The following is an 18268-nucleotide window of genomic DNA, read 5'->3' on the forward strand; positions in this document are numbered from 1 at the left end:
AATTCAAGCGCATCGGCGGGTATGGTGAAAAGGTATCACGGCAGCTTCCCAAGCTTTAGTTACGAGTTCGATTCTCGTTACCCGCTCCATTGGCGTTAAATTGTGTATTTAAATCAGTAGATTATCTCATTTTGGCTGCACAACCCCACATCCTACCCCTCTTTGCATCTGTTCCTTAATGTGATGCTTTTAGGCTTTCCATTGCCCCCCTTCTAGCATAGCGTGAAGTCACCTAATTGCTTGATATTAATATTTTTTCAGAAAGCTTCAAAATGAAGAAAGTTCTCTCTTTGGTTCCAATTCTTGCTGTTTCGGCATGTTTAGAAGCTGGTGAACCTATGGTGTCAGATTATAGATTATAATGGCCGGATCGTGAAAGTTCAGTTCCACAATGTTGCACTAGGTGAAAACTACCGTGAAAGTCCAATCTACGCCAAGGCAGTGGAGACCTGCAAACTAGATGGACGCAGCGACGCAGCCTATCAAGGCGTTCGCCCGATCGGTGATCTTGCTGGCGAGCATGTCTTTTTGTGCCGGTAACATTTATCTGAACGTGTACAATTGAAAGCATGAAAATGAAAAAAACTGCAATCGCTCTTATCCTTATGTCAATAATTTCAGGCTGTTTGGAAATACCTGAGCCAGTTGTTTCTCAGTTCAATGGAAACACTGTTTCCATTCAAGGGGCTGGGCTTGCCCCTGTTTCAGCACCCGGCAGCGATGATATTACACTTGCGGAAGCAACCTGTGGCGGGGCTGTTCGGTACGCATCTGGAAGTGTCGTTGCGGATGGGCTTGTAGAACGCCTATTTATTTGTATCTAGCGCTCTAACAACATTTCAGACGTAGTCGAGTGTTGGTCTTCAGACATCAGCCCAAGCTGCATTGCCTTGTCAGCATCCACGCCAGCTTCTTTAGCTACCGCCAGCGCTTGAATGATGCCTTTCAGTTCCCTAGCCCTGCCGCCAGCATCAAACGCTTGTAGGGGCCGCATAATGTCGATCTTAACGGGGCTTCCCAGCTTGGTTGCGGCTTCCTCTGCCAACAAGGCACAGATTGGCTGCAAGGTCCATTGTGCAAGGTGGCGTTGTGCTTCTCTTACCATTGGCCCAGTTGTTGCGGCATTGGTTTGACCGTTACCCGCTCCAAAATCTACGATGACAGACATTCCTTATCACGCCCCGCTCACCACTGACTCCCTGCGCAATCTGGGCATCCCAGAGCCTTGGACCATCGGGTTTGCCGACCGCGTGCGGTTTACAGAACTGGACCCTTTGGGGCATGTGAACAACGCCGCCTATCTAAGCTGGTTTGAGAATTTTCGACTGCAGTATATGGATTTCTACGGAGCTCCGCTTACCGGACGTGATGCCTATATGGTGGTTTTGCGCCAAGTTCAGGTGGACTATCTGGGCGAAATGAAGCTTGGGGATGACTATGTCGTCACTGGCCGCACCACCGTGCTGCGCACGTCCAGCTTTCAGATGGAGTATGCGGTCTGGTCGGGCGGCGCATTGCGCACCACATCAACGGCTGTGCTGGTGATGGTCAATGAGGATGGAAAATGCCCCATCCCCCCAAAACTGCGCAGCATCCTGACGACCCGCGACGGGGCCATAAGCGCTTAGTCGCGTAGATAGCTCAGCAACAGACGGGTGGAGCTATCCTTCCCCGCATCTGTTGCCTCCCCGCGCAACACCGGTGTCAGCGCATTCGCCAGCTCTTTGCCCAGTTCAACGCCCCATTGGTCGAAGGAATTGATCCCGAGCATCACCCCCTCAACAAACACGCGGTGTTCATACAACGCAATGATCTGCCCCAAGACAAAAGGCGTGAGCAACGGATAGAGCAACGTCGTGGACGGGCGATCCCCAGGGAACACGCGGTGGCGGGCTTGGCGGTCCAACTCCGCGCCGGTTAGTCCGCGTTTCGCCATAATTTCAGTGGCTTGCGAAAGAGTGCGGCCGACCATCAGGGCCTCGGATTGCGCCAAGCAATTTGCCACCAGCAACTCATGCTGATGCGCCAGTTCCGGTTCATGCCCATGCCGCGCAACCATGAATTCACACGGGATCACGCGCGTGCCTTGGTGGATCAACTGATAGAACGCATGCTGCCCGTTGGTCCCCGGCTCCCCCCAAACCACTGGGCCGGAGTTCACGTCAAGCGCGGTGCCATCCATGGCCACGGACTTGCCGTTGCTTTCCATTTCCAGCTGTTGAAAATACGCAGGTAGTCGGGTCAGGCGCTGATCATATGGCAACACAGCGCGTGTCGCGTGGCCGCAGCCTTGGGAATTCCAAATCCCCGTAAGGGCTAGCCAAACAGGCATATTTTCATCCAAGGGCGCATCGCGAAAATGACAATCCATGTCATAGCCGCCTTGGAGGAACGCGTTGAAATTCTCTGCTCCGATCGCGATCATGATCGACAGGCCAATCGGCCCCCAAAGTGAGTATCGCCCACCGACCCAATCCTCAAAGCCAAACACGCGGGCGGAGGAAATTCCGAACTCTGCAGTTTTTTCTTCGGCGGTGGAAAGTGCTGCAAATTGCGCGCCCGTGTCTTTTACCACCCTGCCCATCCAGCTTTGCGCGGTCCGAGCGTTGGTCATTGTCTCGATGGTCGTAAACGTTTTGGAAGCCACGATCACCAAGGTTGTCGCAGGATCGAGCCCGCGCAACGTCTCGGTGATATCTGCCCCGTCCACATTGGATACAAAATGCACGTTCGGCCCGTCGCAATAAGGGGCCAGCGCCAATACCGCCATGGCGGGCCCAAGGTCAGACCCACCGATGCCAATATTGACCACATCAGTGATTTTGCCGCCCTGCCCCTTATGGCTGCCGGACCGCACTGCTTCGGCAAATTCGGCCATCCGCCCACGGGTTTCGCGCACCCCTTCCATGATATCCGCGCCGTCGACCACCAGATCGCCGTCATCCATGTTGCGAAGCGCCGTGTGAAGCACCGCGCGGTTCTCCGTCTCGTTTATCTTCGCGCCGGAAAACATCTCTGCCCGCCGCGCCTCGACACCGGCGTCAACCGCCATAGATACCAGAAACGCGCGATCTTCTGCGCCGATCTGCGTTTTGGAAAAATCGAACAGCATGTCGCCATGACGGAGCGAATAATCCTCGGCGCGGGTCGGGTTCTGCGCAAACAGCTGGGCTAAAGGCGCACGTTTTTCGGCGCGAGATTGAAGCTTTGACCAATCCATCATGGGGCCCAATGCACGGTTGCGTTGGCCAGAACCGTACGCACAGGCGCCTCGGTCTTGGTTGATTGTGTCGCGCGCTCAAATGCGTCGCGCTTGTCTTGGCCCGCAATCAGCACATGCGCGCTCATCGCTTCTTCAAGCACGCGCCCCGTGAGCGTGACGCGAGGCTCCAACCCGTCAGAGGCCTGCACCAGCATCAGGTCAGGCGCGTCTGAGGCCAATGCGGCCTCCAGATCGGGGGAGCCGGGAAACAACGACGCCGTGTGCATATCCGCCCCCATGCCCACAACCAACACCGAGATCGGCAAATAGGCCGAGATATCCGGCAGCTGATCGCCCTCCGGCCGAATTGATACGTAATTTGCCGCCGCCGCCCGAGACGTCAGCAGGCGCGCGCGGATCATCCGTTCATTGGAGCGTTCGTGGTCCGCCGGCACGCGGCGCTCGTCTCCCACCAAGATATCAACCCGCGACCATTCAATATCTGCGGCGCATAGCGCATCAAACACCGGCCCCGGCGTGGAGCCCCCCGGCACCACAAAACTGGCCCGATCATGTGTCATCAATGTCTCTGCCAACTCCCCTGCCAAATGATTGGCAAGATCCATCATCATCAAGTCGCGATCAGGGTATTCTACGAATTCCATTACTTAATCTCCCGCCAACGACGCCCGTCACGGTGCAGCAGCATCAATGCATCTTCCGGCCCACTTGTCCCCGGTTCATATTGCACCGGCTTGTCCCCGCGATTAGTCCAACCCTCGATAATCGGGTCAGTCCATGCCCATGCGGCCTCTACTTCATCGCCGCGCATAAACAGCGTCTGGTTGCCACGGATAACATCCATGATCAGGCGCTCGTAGGCGTCAGGGACATCCGCCCCTTCCGGTCCAAGGGCTTCGGCAAATGTCATATCAAGCGGGACATCGACCAAGCGCATGCCACCCGGTCCCGGCTCCTTGATCGTTACGCGCAAATCCATCCCTTCATCGGGTTGCAGTCGAATGGCCAATACATTGGCTTGGCTGCCCGCATCTGCGCCAAAAATCGAATGCGGAACTTCTTTGAACTGCACCACGATCTCCGACATGCGGCCCTTAAGCCGTTTTCCAGTACGCAGGTAAAACGGCGTCCCCTTCCATCGCCAGTTCGAGATGTCGACCTTCATCGCAATGTAGCTTTCGGTCTTGCTCTCGGGATTTTCCGAATGGCTGATGTAGCTGTCCTGATCCGCATCCCCCGCATATTGACCACGCACGATGTTTTCTGGCGTCACGGCGTCTAAGGCACGAATAACTTTCAGCTTTTCGTCACGCACGGCGTCCGGCTCAAACTCGGAGGGGGGTTCCATCGCGGTCAGACACAGCAATTGCATCAGGTGGTTCTGGATCATGTCACGCATGGCGCCTGATTTGTCATAATAGCCGCCACGACCGCCGACACTGACGGTTTCAGCCACGGTGATCTGCACATGATCGATGTATTGCGCATTCCACAAAGGCTCGAACAGCATATTTGCAAAGCGAACGGCCATCAGGTTTTGCACAGTTTCTTTGCCAAGGTAGTGGTCAATGCGGTAAATCTGGTGTTCTTCAAAGCTTGCCGCAAGCACCGCGTTCAAGGCCTTGGCGCTGTCCAAGTCACGGCCAAAGGGCTTCTCAACCACGATGCGGCTGTCAGCATTGGCAATCTCGTGCTGGTGCAAACGCGTGGCCAAATCGCCAAACAGGCTAGGCCCGACCGAGAAGTAGAAGGCTTGCACCACATCCTTGCGCACCAATTTGGCCAAAGTGGCCCAACCACCTTCGCCCTTGGCATCGATTGGTGTGTAGTGAAGCTGCGCGAGAAAGGCATCCACCACCTTCGGATCACGCTTCTTTTCCGAGACGAATTCGTGAATGGCCGTCCGAATTAGGTCGCGGAACCCCTCGTCATCCATGTCACTGCGCGCCGCACCGATGATACGGGCATCTTCCGGCATTTGCCCCGCCAAAAACCGACGATACAGTCCAGGTAAGATCTTGCGGCGGGCCAAGTCCCCCGTTCCGCCGAAAATCACAAGATCAAAGCTTTCTACTGGGATAACGCGTGAGACCATGGGATTTCCCTTTGTGCGGCAGTTAACTGAGCATTTGTTAGCGCTAACGAAGTCGCAGTTCTACCAAAAACTATTCGCCCCCACATTAGCACTCCCATTCTTAGTCACAAGCGCGTCAGTTGATACTCATCCCACTTTCTCTTCGCAATGTAACAGGTTACCGATACAGCGACAGGCAATGGAGCGGACGCAATGAAAGACCACACGGATACCCCCCAAACCGCGAACCTTGGGAAGTTTTCGGACCCTTTCACCACCGCAAAGGGCGACACGCGTGCGTCGGTTGCCCTGACCAAGCCAGAAACTCTTTGGTTCAACACAGGAACTTTGTGCAATATCGAATGCGAAAATTGCTACATCTTATCGTCCCCCTCTAATGATGCCTTGGTCTATTTGACCACCGCAGAAGTCGAAAACTACCTAGACCAGCTGGACAGCCGCAAATGGGGTGTGCGCGAAATTGCCTTTACCGGCGGCGAGCCCTTCATGAATCCTGATATGTGCGACATGGCGCGGGTATCGCTGGAACGCGGGTATGATGTGCTGATCCTGACAAACGCGATGCGCCCGATGATGCGAAAATCCGTGCGTGCTGCCTTAGAGGGCCTGATCGCTGAATTTGGCGACAAATTAACCTTTCGTATCTCTTTGGATCATTGGTCGCCCGAAGTGCATGACAAGGAGCGCGGCAAAGGCGCGTTCGACAAGACCATTGAGGGCATGGAATGGCTGCGTGATCAAGGGGCTGTTATGGCGGTGGCCGGACGCTCTATTTGGGCTGAAAGTGACGCCCAAGCCCGCGCGAGCTACAGCGAAATCTACGCGAAACACAACTTTAATATCGACGCACAAAACCCTGCAATGACTGTTCTTTTCCCAGAAATGGATGAAAGCATTGAGGTTCCGGAGATCACCACAGAATGCTGGGGCATATTGGACAAATCCCCTGACGCCATCATGTGCTCCTCATCGCGAATGGTCGTCAAACGCAAAGGCGCCGATGCACCTGCCGTTCTGGCCTGTACCTTGCTGGCCTATTCCCCCGAATTCGAGCTGGGTAAAACCTTGGAAGAGGCGGAGCGCGACGTGCATCTCAACCACCCCCATTGCGCCAAATTTTGCGTGTTGGGCGGGGCCAGCTGCTCGGCTTAACTCTCCAACTCTGCATCCCAATACAAGAAGTCGATCCAGCTTTCATGCAAATGGTTCGGCGGAAACTTTCGCCCCGCATTCATCAATTGCCCTGTGCTCGGCTGCCCTGGCGGCTTTCGCAGCGACATGCCCGACCTATGCAACCACTGCGATCCCTTGCGCAGGTTGCATGGCGAACAGGCCGCAACCACATTTTCCCATGACGTCACGCCCCCATGGGCCCGTGGCACCACATGGTCAAAGGTCAAATCCCCCCGTCCGCCACAGTATTGGCAGCGGAACTCATCCCGCAAAAAAAGGTTGAATCGCGTAAAAGCGACCTTCTTTTGTGGCTTCACATAATCTTTCAGAACAACAACGCTTGGGATCCGGATTTCGGTGGTCGGGGATCTGACCACATCCTCATATTCGCTCAGGATTGTCACACGGTCCAAAAATGCGGCTTTCACAGCCTCCTGCCATGTCCACAATGATAGAGGAAGATATGACAATGGTCGGTAATCGGCGTTCAACACAAGGGCTGGGTTATGTCGTAAGCCACTGGGTTCGCGTATAAAGTCTTGTCTAAAGTCGCCGTCCATAGAGAAGAAGTCTCCTGCTCTGTCGTGCCTGTTAGAACACCAGAGCGGGGAGTCCCGCCCCAGTCTAGGAAAACTATATATCGTTATATCGACCTGACAACCCCGATATATAGCGTCGCAAAAGTTGAGCACGTCGCAGCATCATGAGGTGGTGTGTGACGATAGCGCACAGCGGCAAGGTGGCAAATGCTGGCTAGGCTGAAACCGGAACTCAAAAGGACATTCGAATGTTGGCCATTTCCGACCACGTCTTGCCCGAAGACGCACTCCTTCAGCGCTACAACGACGGATCGGGCCATTACACCGATTGCTTCACCACCCATATTTCCCGCAGAACCACCCTGCCCGAATTTGTCGAGGCCTTCTACACCGCGCCGCTGTTTCGCGCCGAGCGGGTCGTGTTGCGCTACATCGCCAAACGCCCCTCGACCGATCAAGATGCCTCGGACGTTGCGCATGCGAGAGCCACAAAATTCGCAGTTTGGGAGGTCGAGGATCGCAGCGCGTCACAACTTTTGATGTGCGATGTTTCGGGCAAAACTCGATCATGGTTCATGACACGTGACACAGAGCACGGCACGCAGTTGTTCTTTGGGTCCGCCGTTACTGCCAACCCGACGACAGGCACTGTTGGCGTGCTGATCAAAGCGACAGCTTGGCTGCATGTTATCTACTCCCGCGCCCTGTTAAAGGGCGCGGTAAAGCGGATTAACCAAGGTCCAAGCCCAGTTGTTGCCCGATAAAGGACAGCGCAACCCCCAAACCATCAGGCGCAATCCCGTGGCCCGTGCCCTTCATAACATGGCCGTACACAGGGAACCCCGCTTCTTGCAAAGCGTCACCAGCTTCCGGCATTGAAATTGGTGGCACAACATCATCTTGATCGCCATGGATCAGAATAACCGGCGGCTTCGAGAGCGCCTCATCCGCCAACACCTCGGGTCGCAGCAATCGGCCCGAGAAAGCGACGACACCCGCGAATTGGTCTCTGCGGCGTGGCGCAACATGCAGCGCCATCATGGTGCCTTGGGAAAACCCAACCAAAATCGTCTCGGCTTCGGACAGCCCCTCTTCTTCCATGGTCGCGTCGATAAAGGCGTTCAAATCCTCTACGGATTGCATCATGCCGCGCTCGGATTCTTCTTCGGAGGAGTTGTCAATCCAAGGGATCGGAAACCACTGCTTGCCCATCGGGTTCCCAATGCATTGCTCTGGTGCATTTGGGGCGACAAAAACTGTGTCCGGCAAATGCTCCGACAAAGGGTCCGCAAGCCCCAACAAATCCGCGCCATCCGCGCCGTAGCCGTGCAGGAAAATCACCAGTGAGCTGTCTTCGCCCGATTTCGATGCCTTGCGGCTGCTTTCTAAAACGCGTGTCATGAGATCCCTTCTCGGTCTTTTGCCACTCGGTAATAGGCCCACAAGATGCGCGCTGCAACGCTTTGCCAAGGTGACCAGTCCAAGGCCATTTGACGCATCTGCTTTTCTTTCGGGCGCTCGGGCAGCTCAAACAAGATGCGCGCCGCCTCCTGCAAGGCCAAATCGCCCGAGGCGAACACATCTGCATGACCCAGCGAAAACATCGCGTAGATTTCAGCCGTCCATGAACCGATGCCAGAAACCGATGTCAAAACTTTGATCACTTCTGAAGTAGGTTTTCCGCGCAATGCATTGAAATCAATTCCAGAATTCGCCAAAGCATGGGCGTATTTGATCTTTTGCCGAGACAAACCACAGGCGCGCAATTCATCCTCACTTGCCGCCGCGACAGATGCCTCATCAATCAACCCAGCAGCACGCAACCGTCCGTTAATCGCCGCTGCAGAGGCAATCGACACCTGTTGCCCCATGATTGCAGACAACAGCTCCGCAAAGCCCTCGGGCTTAAGACGCAGCGGCAAAGGGCCAACTTCAATGAGCGCTTTGGCAAAGCGAGGATCGTGATCCGCCAGCCAAGCAGCCCCTTCGGACACGCAAGCATCACCCTTTATTATACGCATCGATCCACTCCAAAGCCGCGTCTACATCTTTGACAACCGGCCCCGCAGGTGGCGCTGCGCGGTTGATCATCAGCACAGATATCCCCATCTGCCGCGCCGCATCCAACTTCGAGCGAGACATATCCCCCCCCGCATTTTTCACGACCAGCCAGTCAATCTTCAACTCCGTGAACAGGCGCACCTCATCCTCAACCGAGAACGGCGGGCGCCCAATGCGAAACTCGCCGTTCTCAAAGGGGAAGGCCCCGTCTGGCGGATCAATTTGGCGGCAAATAAGGTAGCAGGCCGACAGGCCGGAAAACTGCTCCAATGTTTGACGCCCAGTGGCCAAAAACACCCGAGACCCATCTGGAATGACGGATGAAGCAGCCTCAGGCTTGTCGACAAAAACCCATTCATCACTGTCGGTTGCAGACCATTCCTCACGCCGAACTTGCAGATAGGGAACCGTCAACTCATGGCAAATTCGCGCGGAGCGCTCGGTGATGCGTGTGGCAAAAGGATGCGTGGCGTCGACCACCATATCAACCGGATACTTTGTCATCCACTGGCGAAACCCCTGCGCGCCTCCAAATCCTCCCACACGGGTCTCACATCCCAATTTGCGTGGGGCCCGCGTCGCGCCGGCCAATGATGCTACAACGTCATGCCCCTGTGATACCAAGGCCCGCGACAGGTCTCGTGCTTCACTGGTCCCCGCAAGCAAAAGGATTTTCATAGACCGGCCTTTGCCAAAATATTCCCTGCGCGGTCGATGATCACAATGCTGGGGATCACCGGCGCATCTTTCAGCAGCATCTTGACCTGCAATAGCGCCTCTTGTGCAACGCGCTCCGCCAGTTGGGGGGCGATCGATACGGCCTCTAGCGCGGTGTTGACGCCTGAAATATCCTGCGCAACCCATTCATTTAAAGCAGAAAAATCGACCTGAGATCGCTTCGAATGCAAGTCCCGCGCCCCTTGCGCCAGCTTGGACATCTTCCCAATGCCCCCGCCAATTGTGACGCGGTCCACCGGATGTCGCGCCAGATATTTCAACAACCCACCAGCAAAATCACCCATATCCAGCATCGCTTGGTCCGGCAAACCCAACAGGTCTTGCACCACACGTTCCGAGGTCGCCCCCGTGCAGCCAGACACATGGGTCAACCCTTCGGCGCGGGCAACGTCAATGCCGCGATGAAGGGAAGCGATCCACGCGGCACAGGAAAACGGGCGCACGATGCCAGTCGTCCCCAAGATCGACAAGCCGCCCTTGATCCCCAGACGCGGGTTCCATGTTTTCTCCGCCAGCTTTGCGCCATTGGGCACAGAGATGGTGATTTCCACATTTGGCATCTGCCCGTATTCGCTGGCCATTTCGGCCACGACTTCATCCATCATCGCGCGAGGCACGGGGTTGATTGCGGGCTCGCCGACGCCGATCGGCAATCCGGCCTTGGTCACCACCCCCACGCCCACGCCCGCGCGAAACACCACGCCCCCCTGCGACGCGCAAACCCGCGCCTTGATAATCGCACCATGGGTCACATCAGGGTCGTCGCCCGCGTCTTTCTCAATGCCGACCTCAACCCATCCATCACCTCTGGTCATGTCAGCCAGCGAAAACACTGGCGTTTCGCCCTTTGGCAAGGTGATCGACACATCATCGGGCACATGCCCATCCCAAAGGATCTGCAACCCCGCCTTCACGGCAGCGGTGGCACAGGCACCCGTGGTCCAGCCACGGCGCAATTGGGAAGCGGTCTCATATGTCATCACCGCGACCTTAACCGCAGCCTTTCGCGCCGCCAATGGCGATTGCGGGGTCGCTCTTTCGCTTTTGCACCGGCGCTATACAGGTCATAAAGGGGCCATGAGCGACTCGAAGCCCCTTCACGACAGCAATTGGCCCCAACATGATTGGCCCGTTCTAGAACCCGGCTGGGTTTGGCTGTGCGGCGCTGGCCCTGGTGATCCGGGGCTATTGACCCTGCACGCCCTTAACGCGCTGCGCCAAGCAGATGTGGTGATTTACGATGCGCTGGTCCAAGAAACGATCCTCAACTGGGCGCCGCAGGCAGACCATATCTATGCCGGAAAGCGCGGGGGCAAGCCTTCTGCAAAGCAACGCGACATATCCTTGCGGCTGGTGGACCTCGCAAAAGAAGGCAAACGGGTGTTGCGCCTCAAGGGCGGCGATCCATTCGTCTTCGGCCGCGGCGGCGAGGAAGGGCAAACCTTGGTGCAGCATGGCATCCCCATTCGCATCATTCCCGGCATCAGCGCGGGAATCGGTGGGTTGGCTTATGCAGGCATCCCCGTGACCCACCGCGACGTGAACCAATCGGTCACCTTTGTCACCGGACACGACCAGTCGGGGAACGCGACGGACAGCCTTGATTGGCAAGCAATTTCAAATGGGTCGCAGGTTATTGTGATCTACATGGGCATGAAGCACATTGCCCATATCACCGCGCAGCTTCTGGAGGCCGGCCGCCCTGCCTCCGAGCCGGTGGCCATCGTCACAAACGCCACAACGCCGCATCAACAGGTGCTGGAAACCACATTGGACACATGCGTCCGCGACATTGAGAAATCCGGCATAGAGCCACCTGCGATTATCTGTGTCGGCCGTGCGACCTCCATGCGCCAAGTGCTTGACTGGCAAGGTCAACTCAAAGGCGAACGCCCGCGCAACCTTGACCCATTGGGGCGGGGTCGTCCGGCAGAAAGCGTATGAAATCCGGTCACGGGGTCCTTATAGCGGCCCCCTCCTCCGGATCCGGCAAAACAACCGTTACCTTGGGGTTGCTGCGCGCGTTGTCCCGCCGCGGTGCGGTTCGCGGCGCAAAATCGGGCCCCGATTACATTGATCCACGCTTCCACGAAGCCGCCTGCGGAAAACCCTGCTTCAACCTTGATGCGTGGGCCATGACACCCAACCGGATAAAGAGCTTGGCCCAATCCCAATCGGACGATTTCTTGCTGGTTGAAGGGGCAATGGGGCTGTTTGACGGGGCGATGCCCGATGGCAAAGGCAGCGCGGCTGATGTTGCAGATATTTTGGGCATTCCGGTGATCTTGGTTATCGACGGGTCCGGAATGGGGCAAAGTGCAGCGGCTATTGCCGAGGGCTTCGCACGCCACCGGAGCGGGATTCATGTGGCCGGCGTGATCCTCAACAAGGTTGCCAGCCCAAAACATGAGGCCATGCTACGCCGCCATTTTCCCGATCATCTTCCGATCTTGGGCGCCTTGCCACGTCGCAGCACACTCACCCATCCCTCTCGCCATCTTGGGCTGGTTCAAGCCTCGGAGCGGCGCGACCTCGAGCAATGGCTCGACGAGGTCGCCGATTTCATCGAAACGCATGTTGATTTGGATGCGCTTCCGGCGGCCCGTTTGGCGCGCTCTGATCACTATTCACCGCTGCGCCTTCCTTACTCGCGTATCGCCGTGGCCCATGACGAGGCCTTTGCCTTTGCCTATCCTCACCTGCTAAGGGATTGGCAAGCCTCTGGAGCGAATATCCAGCTGTTTTCGCCACTTAAGAACGAGCCTGTCCCCCTGAGTGAATTGGTATATCTCCCCGGAGGCTACCCCGAGCTTCACGCCGCGCGATTGGCCGGCAATGCCACATTTCTTGAAAGCCTTAGAAGCGCGTCAGAAACGTCTGATATTTATGGAGAATGCGGCGGCTACATGACCTTAGGTGAAACCCTCACGGACGCTGATGGCACCCCTCATAAAATGGCGGGTTTGCTTGATCTTCACACCAGTTTTCAACAGCGAAAACTGCACCTCGGCTACCGGAACCTGAGGTCTCAATCCGGCCCGTTCAAAGGTCGGTTGACGGGCCATGAATTCCACTATGCAACCACCCTCAAAGCCGAGGGCGAACCCTTGTTCGAGGCCACAGACGCGCAAGGCGCAGTGCTGCCGCCGATGGGGTTGAAAAAGGGGCGCGTCTGCGGCTCGTTTGCGCATATCATTGACCGTCTGGACACGACTGCGAACTAGGCCTACGCATTGCGTATGAGTTATACCGCAACCGCCCCCGCCAGATCCGATCCCCGCACGCGCCGCAACGTTGCTGTGCTGGTCGCAGCCCAAGCGATACTGGGCAGTCAGATGCCGATGCTGTTTGTGGTGGGCGGGCTGGTTGGCAATGCGCTGACACCGAATCCCTGCTTGGCGACACTGCCGATCTCGATGATTGTCTTCGGCTCGATGACCACGGCCCCATGGATCAGCCCTTTGATGCAGCGCCGCGGACGTCAAACAGGCTTTATCATCGGCGCGCTTGGCGGCGCTTTGGGCGCAGCGGTCGCAGGGTTTGGCTTGTACATTGGCTCGTTCATATTGCTGCTTTTGGGAAGCTACCTGAGCGGCATCTACATGTCAGCCCAAGGGTTCTACCGCTTTGCAGCCGCTGACGGGGCATCGGAAAGATTTCGCGCCAAGGCTATTTCATATGTCATGGCGGGCGGGCTGCTGTCGGCCATTATCGGCCCACAGTTGAACAAGGTGATGTTCGACTTCAGCGTCATTCCCTTCCTCGGCAGCTATATCGCCATTGTCGTGCTGAACCTCGTTGGGTTGCTCCTGTTTTTCCTGTTGGACTTGCCGAACGCGGCTGCGACGGCCGCCAGCAAGACCAGCGAAGCCGTGCGCACCAAGATGCAGCTGCTTCGAACCCCACGCATCGCCGTGGCGGTGATTTGTGGCATGGTTTCTTATGCCTTGATGAATTTGGTCATGACCTCGACCCCTTTGGCAGTGATGGGCTGCGGCTTCACCTCTGCGGATGCCAATGATGTTGTCACGGCCCATGTGCTGGCCATGTTCGTCCCGTCGTTCTTCACCGGTCACTTGATCAATAAATTCGGCGTTGAAAAAATCGTTGCAGCTGGTCTGGTGATTTTGGGCTTGGCAGGTGTTGTCGCCTTAACCGGTGTTACATTGACCAATTTCTTTGCCGCATTGATCCTGTTGGGCTTGGGCTGGAACTTCGGCTTTATTGGCGCGACGACTATGCTGGCGTCGTCTCACAGCTCTGCGGAACGCGGAGTAGTTCAAGGCCTGAATGACACCATCGTCTTTGGTTGCGTGACACTGGCGTCACTGGCATCGGGCGGGTTGATGAATTGCTCTGGAGGCACATCGATCGAAGGATGGAGCGCGGTGAACATCGCGATGGTGCCATTCCTGACCCTTGCGGGCGGCGCGTTGATCTGGCTGGCTTTGCGCCCGAAACCGGCCGCCTAGCTTAGAAACAACCGCCAGCGTTTGCCAAACTCACTGAGCTGAAGCGCCCCGTCGGCCACCCGCATTGGGGCCTCGATGGCCTGAGCCAGCAACGCCCGTGCCTGCCAGCCTTCGGTGATCGCGAACCGCGCGTTGCCCTTGAGTTGCCGTTTCAACGCGGAGGGCTTTGGCATCCCTTCGAGCACACGCTGGCACAAGTCGGCAATGGCTTCTGGGCGGCCATCCACAAGTGGGCGCTTTCCGCGGAGCTCCAGTTCTGGGGCGGCTTGCAAGAAGCGCACCAGCCCCACGCCGCGCCCATAGGACATGACGGCTTGCTTTGCCTCAGATCGTGCGCCCAAGGCGGACGCCCCCGCCCACATCAGCCCACCGGCAGTGTCGTCCAAATAGGCCAGCAAATCGGCTTCATCCGCGAAGCTTTCAGTATAGATGTCCCACCGGCGCGCCTGCACCAGCTTGTCCAGTTGCAAGGCTTCCGCAGCACCAATGGAGGTCGCCAGCGCAGTCGTGACCTCATGCGCCCGCACCGCCTTGCCCTCGGCAATTTCCTCCAAGGCATCTCGCCACCATTGCAGTCGCATCTCGGCAATCATCGGCTCTTTGGTAACCCAAGGGGCGCGGCTGACCTCGATATTCATCGCATATAGCGGCCACAACACCTTCTGAGCCGGCTCCGGCCCAAGCTGAGCGGCGGCAAAACGGTCGGGGTCGGCGCGTTCAACCAATGCGCGGCAGGCTTCAAGAGACATCGGCGCCCTCTTGCACCAACTTCCAGTTGATTGCGTCCAGCAAAGCCTCAAAGGAGGCATCTACTATATTCGGTGATACCCCCACGGTTGACCAGCGGCGCCCTTTGCTATCGGCACAATCAATGATGACCCGCGTCACAGCCTCGGTGCCGCCTTGGGTGATGCGCACTTTGAAATCGACCAAGCGCATGTCTTCGATCATCGAAGAATACGGCCCCAAGTCCTTGGCCAAGGCTTTCGAAAGCGCATTCACCGGACCGCGATCAGAGCCGGTTTCATCCAAGCTTTCAGACACTGACAACATCTTGTCATCGCCAACTTTCACCACGACCACCGCCTCGGACAGGCTGATCATCTTGTCGTATTTGTTTTTGCGCCGCTCGACCGTGACCTTATATCGCTTCACCTCAAAGAACGACGGCAACCCCCCCAATTCCCGTCGGGCCAGCAACTCAAAGGAGGCCTGCGCAGTGTCGTAAGAATACCCCGCATCTTCGCGCAGCTTGATTACATCAAGAATGCGCGGTAGAGCCTTATTATCAATATCTTTTAGCCCCATTTCGGACAGGCGTTTACGCAGATTGGACTGCCCTGCCTGATTGCTCATTGGGATAATACGCCTGTTGCCGACCAAAGACGGATCGATGTGCTCATAAGTCGTGGGATCCTTGAGGATCGCCGAGGCATGAAGCCCAGCCTTATGCGCGAAAGCCGAGGCTCCAACATAGGGGGCATGCTTGTCTGGCACGCGGTTCAAAATATCATTGAGCTTGCTGGACGCCAACATCAACAGATGCAGGTTTTCCGGCTGAACACCGATCTCAAAGCGCGATTTATAGGGCTCCTTCAGCAGCAACGTCGGGATCAGCGAGGTAAGATTGGCATTGCCGCAGCGCTCTCCCAAACCGTTAAGCGTGCCTTGGATGTGCCGCGCGCCTGCGTCAACCGCCGCCAAAGACCCCGCGACGGCATTGTCGGTGTCATTATGTGTGTGAATTCCAAGACGCGCACCCGGAATGCCGCTTTCAATGACTTTGGTGACGATTTCAGAGACTTCAGCCGGAAGCGTGCCGCCGTTTGTGTCACATAAAACGATCAGCGCACCGGCAGCAAAGGCCGCATGGATACAGCGCACTGCATAGTCGGGGTTGGATTTATAGCCGTCAAAGAAATGCTCCGCATCGAACAAAGCCTCGCGGCCTTGCCCTGTGATGTGCTCGAAGCTTTTCGCAATGTTTTCAACGTTCTCGTCCAATGAAATGCCAAGGGCGGTTTCCACATGGAAGTCATGGGTCTTGCCGACCAGACAGACCGCGGGCGTCTTTGCGTTCAGCACGGCCGCCAAAACGTCGTCATTCTCGGCTGAGCGCCCAGCCCGTTTTGTCATCCCGAAGGCCGTCATAGTGGCCGTGGTTTTGGGGGCATTGTTGAAGAAATCGCTGTCCGTCGGGTTCGCACCCGGCCAGCCCCCTTCGATGTAATCCACCCCCAGATCATCCAACATTTGGGCGATCTCGAATTTTTCGGCCGTAGAGAATTGCACCCCTTGCGTTTGCTGGCCATCGCGCAAAGTCGTGTCAAAAAGCGTTATGCGTTCACGGGCACTCATTTGATTTCCTTGAGCTTTGAGGCATCAAAACTGGGGCCAAGATTATAGGAATAGCTGTCTTTTTCTTCACGTATTTCAACACCAGCTGCGATCAAACCACTACGAATTTTATCCGCTGATTCATATGCCTTCACTTCGCGGAGCTGAAATCGTTGCGACATCAAGTCTTTAATTTTTGCATCGACGCGCTCATCGCGGTTACTGACAAGGTCGCTCGAAGCAAAGTCTTCTTCTCTATAAATTCCCAAAAAAATCAAGGATGCTCTAAGTTTTGCGATGTCCTTTCCATCCCAATCAATACCTCGTGCAAGCCCGTGCATTTCAGAGATTGCCTTCGGCGTGTTGAGGTCATCTCGAAGAGCTTCGACAACCCCTTCTCCCGGGTTCTCAGCAGTGCTTACCTGTACGCACATATGAAACCACTTCCTCAACGTTTTCTCCGCCTCGTCCCGTTTCTTTTGCGTCCAATCCATCGGCTTGCGGTAATGCGTGCTTAGCATCACAAAGCGGATCACCTCACCTGCCACGCCTTGGTCCAGCAAATCGCGCACGGTGAAGAAATTGCCCAAGGATTTGGACATCTTCTTGCCCTCGACCTGCAACATCTCATTGTGCATCCAGACGTTCGCAAAATCGTGGCCTGCACATTTCGACTGGGCGATTTCGTTTTCGTGGTGCGGAAAGGTCAGATCATTGCCGCCACCGTGAATGTCGAACCTGTCGCCCAAGAGGTCAAACGCCATGGCAGAGCATTCAATATGCCACCCGGGACGCCCACGCCCCCATGGGCTTTCCCACCCCGGCAGATCATCACTGGACGGCTTCCACATCACGAAATCCATCGGGTCTTCTTTGTAAGGCGCCACCTCAACGCGTGCCCCCGCAATCATGTCATCCACCGAGCGCCCCGACAGTTTGCCGTAGTCCGCATAGCTGCGCACTTTGAACAACACATGACCTTCGGCTTCATAGGCATGGCCTTTGGCGATCAGCTCTTTGATCATTGAGACCATTTGGGCGATGTAATTCGTGGCGCGCGGTGCATCTGTCGGCTCAAGCGCGCCCAATGCCCCCATGTCGTCCAAGAACCAACCGATGGTTTCCTCGGTAATGTCGGAAATCGCACGCCCTGTCTCCGCGGCGCGGGCGTTGATTTTATCGTCTACATCCGTGAAATTTCGGACATATCTGACGTTATCCTTGCCAAATTCATGGCGCAACAAACGGTAGAGCATGTCGAACACCACCACCGCGCGGGCGTTGCCGATATGCGCGCGATCATAAACCGTGGGGCCACAGACATACATGCGCGCGGTCCCTTCGGCAATCGGGACAAAGACCTCCTTGGAACGGGTCTTGGTGTTGTAGAGCTTGATCGTCATATCGGCCTCGCGCGCAGGTGTTGCGGCGGGTTTAGCGAAACTGGCTTAAGATGAAAACAGTAACGACCCGCCTGAGAATTCTCAGATGGTAATGCAGCAGCAAATAATGGAAGTGCGTGTCGTCATATCGGTTGGATAGCAGGCAAAACACCTGTGGTCGAGCACCCATTTAGGTCAGAAATTCTGACCATCACAAAATTCGATTTGACAGCCCGTCACTTCACGGT

At 56.3% G+C, this 18268-nt stretch carries 18 protein-coding genes and 1 tRNA gene; 7 read left to right on the forward strand and 12 right to left on the reverse strand.

Going from position 1 to position 18268, the window contains the following annotated elements; translation table 11 throughout:
- Positions 1-15 precede the first annotated feature (15 nt).
- A tRNA-Gly gene (locus tag Q0746_RS01420) sits at positions 16-89 on the forward strand.
- 731 nt (positions 90-820) lie between these two features.
- Here the strand turns inward: Q0746_RS01420 and Q0746_RS01425 are convergent.
- Positions 821-1168, reverse strand: a complete 348-nt coding sequence (locus tag Q0746_RS01425) for a hypothetical protein (protein ID WP_298256467.1) — start codon at positions 1166-1168, stop codon at positions 821-823.
- On the opposite strand from Q0746_RS01425, the gene Q0746_RS01430 reads away from it, so the two are divergent.
- On the forward strand, positions 1158-1628 hold the full coding sequence (locus Q0746_RS01430; protein ID WP_298256469.1) for a thioesterase family protein: 471 nt from the start codon (positions 1158-1160) through the stop codon (positions 1626-1628). The genes Q0746_RS01425 and Q0746_RS01430 overlap by 11 nt on opposite strands.
- Here Q0746_RS01430 and pgi read toward each other — a convergent pair.
- Genes pgi through zwf form a run of 3 tightly spaced genes read right to left on the reverse strand, consistent with a single transcriptional unit; the run spans position 1625 to position 5318 of the window.
- Positions 1625-3220, reverse strand: coding sequence for a glucose-6-phosphate isomerase (gene pgi / locus Q0746_RS01435; RefSeq protein WP_298258015.1), 1596 nt, complete (start codon positions 3218-3220; stop codon positions 1625-1627). The genes Q0746_RS01430 and pgi overlap by 4 nt on opposite strands.
- Positions 3220-3867 (reverse strand): 6-phosphogluconolactonase, encoded by a 648-nt coding sequence (gene pgl, locus Q0746_RS01440; RefSeq protein ID WP_298256471.1) that lies wholly within the window; start codon positions 3865-3867, stop codon positions 3220-3222. The genes pgi and pgl overlap by 1 nt, the downstream gene beginning before the upstream one ends.
- Positions 3867-5318, reverse strand: coding sequence for a glucose-6-phosphate dehydrogenase (gene zwf, locus Q0746_RS01445; protein ID WP_298256473.1), 1452 nt, complete (start codon positions 5316-5318; stop codon positions 3867-3869). The genes pgl and zwf overlap by 1 nt, the downstream gene beginning before the upstream one ends.
- A gap of 192 nt (positions 5319-5510) precedes the next feature.
- Here zwf and Q0746_RS01450 point away from each other — a divergent pair, with 192 nt between their 5' ends.
- A complete protein-coding gene (locus tag Q0746_RS01450; protein WP_298256475.1) occupies positions 5511-6470 on the forward strand; it encodes a radical SAM protein in 960 nt (319 codons plus the stop codon).
- On the opposite strand, the gene Q0746_RS01455 is transcribed toward Q0746_RS01450, so the two are convergent.
- Positions 6467-7051 carry an HNH endonuclease gene (locus tag Q0746_RS01455; protein WP_298256477.1) on the reverse strand — a complete coding sequence of 195 codons (585 nt, stop codon included), beginning with the start codon at positions 7049-7051 and terminating at the stop codon, positions 6467-6469. The two genes, Q0746_RS01450 and Q0746_RS01455, sit on opposite strands and share 4 nt — an antisense overlap.
- 227 nt (positions 7052-7278) lie before the next feature.
- Between Q0746_RS01455 and Q0746_RS01460 the strand changes: the two genes are divergently transcribed.
- Positions 7279-7794 (forward strand): hypothetical protein, encoded by a 516-nt coding sequence (locus tag Q0746_RS01460; RefSeq protein WP_298256479.1) that lies wholly within the window; start codon positions 7279-7281, stop codon positions 7792-7794.
- Here the strand turns inward: Q0746_RS01460 and Q0746_RS01465 are convergent.
- The 4 genes from Q0746_RS01465 to Q0746_RS01480 are packed head-to-tail and all read right to left on the reverse strand — an operon-like array spanning position 7760 to position 10809.
- On the reverse strand, positions 7760-8431 hold the full coding sequence (locus Q0746_RS01465; RefSeq protein WP_298256481.1) for an alpha/beta fold hydrolase: 672 nt from the start codon (positions 8429-8431) through the stop codon (positions 7760-7762). The two genes, Q0746_RS01460 and Q0746_RS01465, sit on opposite strands and share 35 nt — an antisense overlap.
- Positions 8428-9051: a DNA-3-methyladenine glycosylase 2 family protein gene (locus Q0746_RS01470; RefSeq protein ID WP_298256483.1), complete on the reverse strand. Its 624-nt coding sequence runs from the start codon at positions 9049-9051 to the stop codon at positions 8428-8430. Before Q0746_RS01470 ends, Q0746_RS01465 begins: the two co-directional genes overlap by 4 nt.
- On the reverse strand, positions 9032-9769 hold the full coding sequence (locus tag Q0746_RS01475; RefSeq protein ID WP_298256485.1) for a cobalt-precorrin-6A reductase: 738 nt from the start codon (positions 9767-9769) through the stop codon (positions 9032-9034). Before Q0746_RS01475 ends, Q0746_RS01470 begins: the two co-directional genes overlap by 20 nt.
- Entirely contained in the window at positions 9766-10809 is a 1044-nt protein-coding gene (locus Q0746_RS01480; protein WP_298256487.1) for a cobalt-precorrin-5B (C(1))-methyltransferase, read from the reverse strand. The genes Q0746_RS01475 and Q0746_RS01480 overlap by 4 nt, the downstream gene beginning before the upstream one ends.
- A 97-nt stretch (positions 10810-10906) precedes the next feature.
- Between Q0746_RS01480 and cobA the strand changes: the two genes are divergently transcribed.
- The 3 genes from cobA to Q0746_RS01495 are packed head-to-tail and all read left to right on the forward strand — an operon-like array spanning position 10907 to position 14301.
- A complete protein-coding gene (gene cobA, locus Q0746_RS01485; RefSeq protein WP_298256488.1) occupies positions 10907-11773 on the forward strand; it encodes a uroporphyrinogen-III C-methyltransferase in 867 nt (288 codons plus the stop codon).
- The gene (locus tag Q0746_RS01490) at positions 11770-13053 is read left to right on the forward strand and encodes a cobyrinate a,c-diamide synthase (protein ID WP_298256490.1); all 1284 of its coding nucleotides are present in this window, start codon (positions 11770-11772) and stop codon (positions 13051-13053) included. The genes cobA and Q0746_RS01490 overlap by 4 nt, the downstream gene beginning before the upstream one ends.
- A gap of 15 nt (positions 13054-13068) precedes the next feature.
- Positions 13069-14301 (forward strand): MFS transporter, encoded by a 1233-nt coding sequence (locus Q0746_RS01495; RefSeq protein WP_298256492.1) that lies wholly within the window; start codon positions 13069-13071, stop codon positions 14299-14301.
- Here Q0746_RS01495 and Q0746_RS01500 read toward each other — a convergent pair.
- From Q0746_RS01500 to cysS, 3 genes are read right to left on the reverse strand one after another with little or no spacing between them, the layout of a single operon-like run.
- A complete protein-coding gene (locus tag Q0746_RS01500; protein WP_298256494.1) occupies positions 14298-15050 on the reverse strand; it encodes a squalene/phytoene synthase family protein in 753 nt (250 codons plus the stop codon). The genes Q0746_RS01495 and Q0746_RS01500 overlap by 4 nt on opposite strands.
- The gene (cimA, locus tag Q0746_RS01505) at positions 15040-16659 is read right to left on the reverse strand and encodes a citramalate synthase (RefSeq protein ID WP_298256496.1); all 1620 of its coding nucleotides are present in this window, start codon (positions 16657-16659) and stop codon (positions 15040-15042) included. The genes Q0746_RS01500 and cimA overlap by 11 nt, the downstream gene beginning before the upstream one ends.
- Positions 16656-18041 carry a cysteine--tRNA ligase gene (cysS, locus tag Q0746_RS01510; RefSeq protein WP_298256498.1) on the reverse strand — a complete coding sequence of 462 codons (1386 nt, stop codon included), beginning with the start codon at positions 18039-18041 and terminating at the stop codon, positions 16656-16658. Before cysS ends, cimA begins: the two co-directional genes overlap by 4 nt.
- Positions 18042-18268 lie beyond the last annotated feature (227 nt).

Origin of the sequence: uncultured Litoreibacter sp., from assembly GCF_947487515.1 — a bacterium.
In the GTDB taxonomy this organism is placed as follows: Bacteria; Pseudomonadota; Alphaproteobacteria; order Rhodobacterales; family Rhodobacteraceae; genus Litoreibacter.

Bases quoted from the DNA above. Each gene is read 5' to 3' on its own strand.
- Q0746_RS01430 (WP_298256469.1), top strand. From the start codon at position 1,158: ATGACAGACATTCCTTATCACGCCCCGCTCACCACTGACTCCCTGCGC.
- Q0746_RS01425 (WP_298256467.1), bottom strand. From the start codon at position 1,168: ATGTCTGTCATCGTAGATTTTGGAGCGGGTAACGGTCAAACCAATGCC.
- pgi (WP_298258015.1), bottom strand. From the start codon at position 3,220: ATGGATTGGTCAAAGCTTCAATCTCGCGCCGAAAAACGTGCGCCTTTA.
- pgl (WP_298256471.1), bottom strand. From the start codon at position 3,867: ATGGAATTCGTAGAATACCCTGATCGCGACTTGATGATGATGGATCTT.
- zwf (WP_298256473.1), bottom strand. From the start codon at position 5,318: ATGGTCTCACGCGTTATCCCAGTAGAAAGCTTTGATCTTGTGATTTTC.
- Q0746_RS01450 (WP_298256475.1), top strand. From the start codon at position 5,511: ATGAAAGACCACACGGATACCCCCCAAACCGCGAACCTTGGGAAGTTT.
- Q0746_RS01455 (WP_298256477.1), bottom strand. From the start codon at position 7,051: ATGGACGGCGACTTTAGACAAGACTTTATACGCGAACCCAGTGGCTTA.
- Q0746_RS01460 (WP_298256479.1), top strand. From the start codon at position 7,279: ATGTTGGCCATTTCCGACCACGTCTTGCCCGAAGACGCACTCCTTCAG.
- Q0746_RS01465 (WP_298256481.1), bottom strand. From the start codon at position 8,431: ATGACACGCGTTTTAGAAAGCAGCCGCAAGGCATCGAAATCGGGCGAA.
- Q0746_RS01470 (WP_298256483.1), bottom strand. From the start codon at position 9,051: ATGCGTATAATAAAGGGTGATGCTTGCGTGTCCGAAGGGGCTGCTTGG.
- Q0746_RS01475 (WP_298256485.1), bottom strand. From the start codon at position 9,769: ATGAAAATCCTTTTGCTTGCGGGGACCAGTGAAGCACGAGACCTGTCG.
- Q0746_RS01480 (WP_298256487.1), bottom strand. From the start codon at position 10,809: ATGACATATGAGACCGCTTCCCAATTGCGCCGTGGCTGGACCACGGGT.
- cobA (WP_298256488.1), top strand. From the start codon at position 10,907: ATGAGCGACTCGAAGCCCCTTCACGACAGCAATTGGCCCCAACATGAT.
- Q0746_RS01490 (WP_298256490.1), top strand. From the start codon at position 11,770: ATGAAATCCGGTCACGGGGTCCTTATAGCGGCCCCCTCCTCCGGATCC.
- Q0746_RS01495 (WP_298256492.1), top strand. From the start codon at position 13,069: ATGAGTTATACCGCAACCGCCCCCGCCAGATCCGATCCCCGCACGCGC.
- Q0746_RS01500 (WP_298256494.1), bottom strand. From the start codon at position 15,050: ATGTCTCTTGAAGCCTGCCGCGCATTGGTTGAACGCGCCGACCCCGAC.
- cimA (WP_298256496.1), bottom strand. From the start codon at position 16,659: ATGAGTGCCCGTGAACGCATAACGCTTTTTGACACGACTTTGCGCGAT.
- cysS (WP_298256498.1), bottom strand. From the start codon at position 18,041: ATGACGATCAAGCTCTACAACACCAAGACCCGTTCCAAGGAGGTCTTT.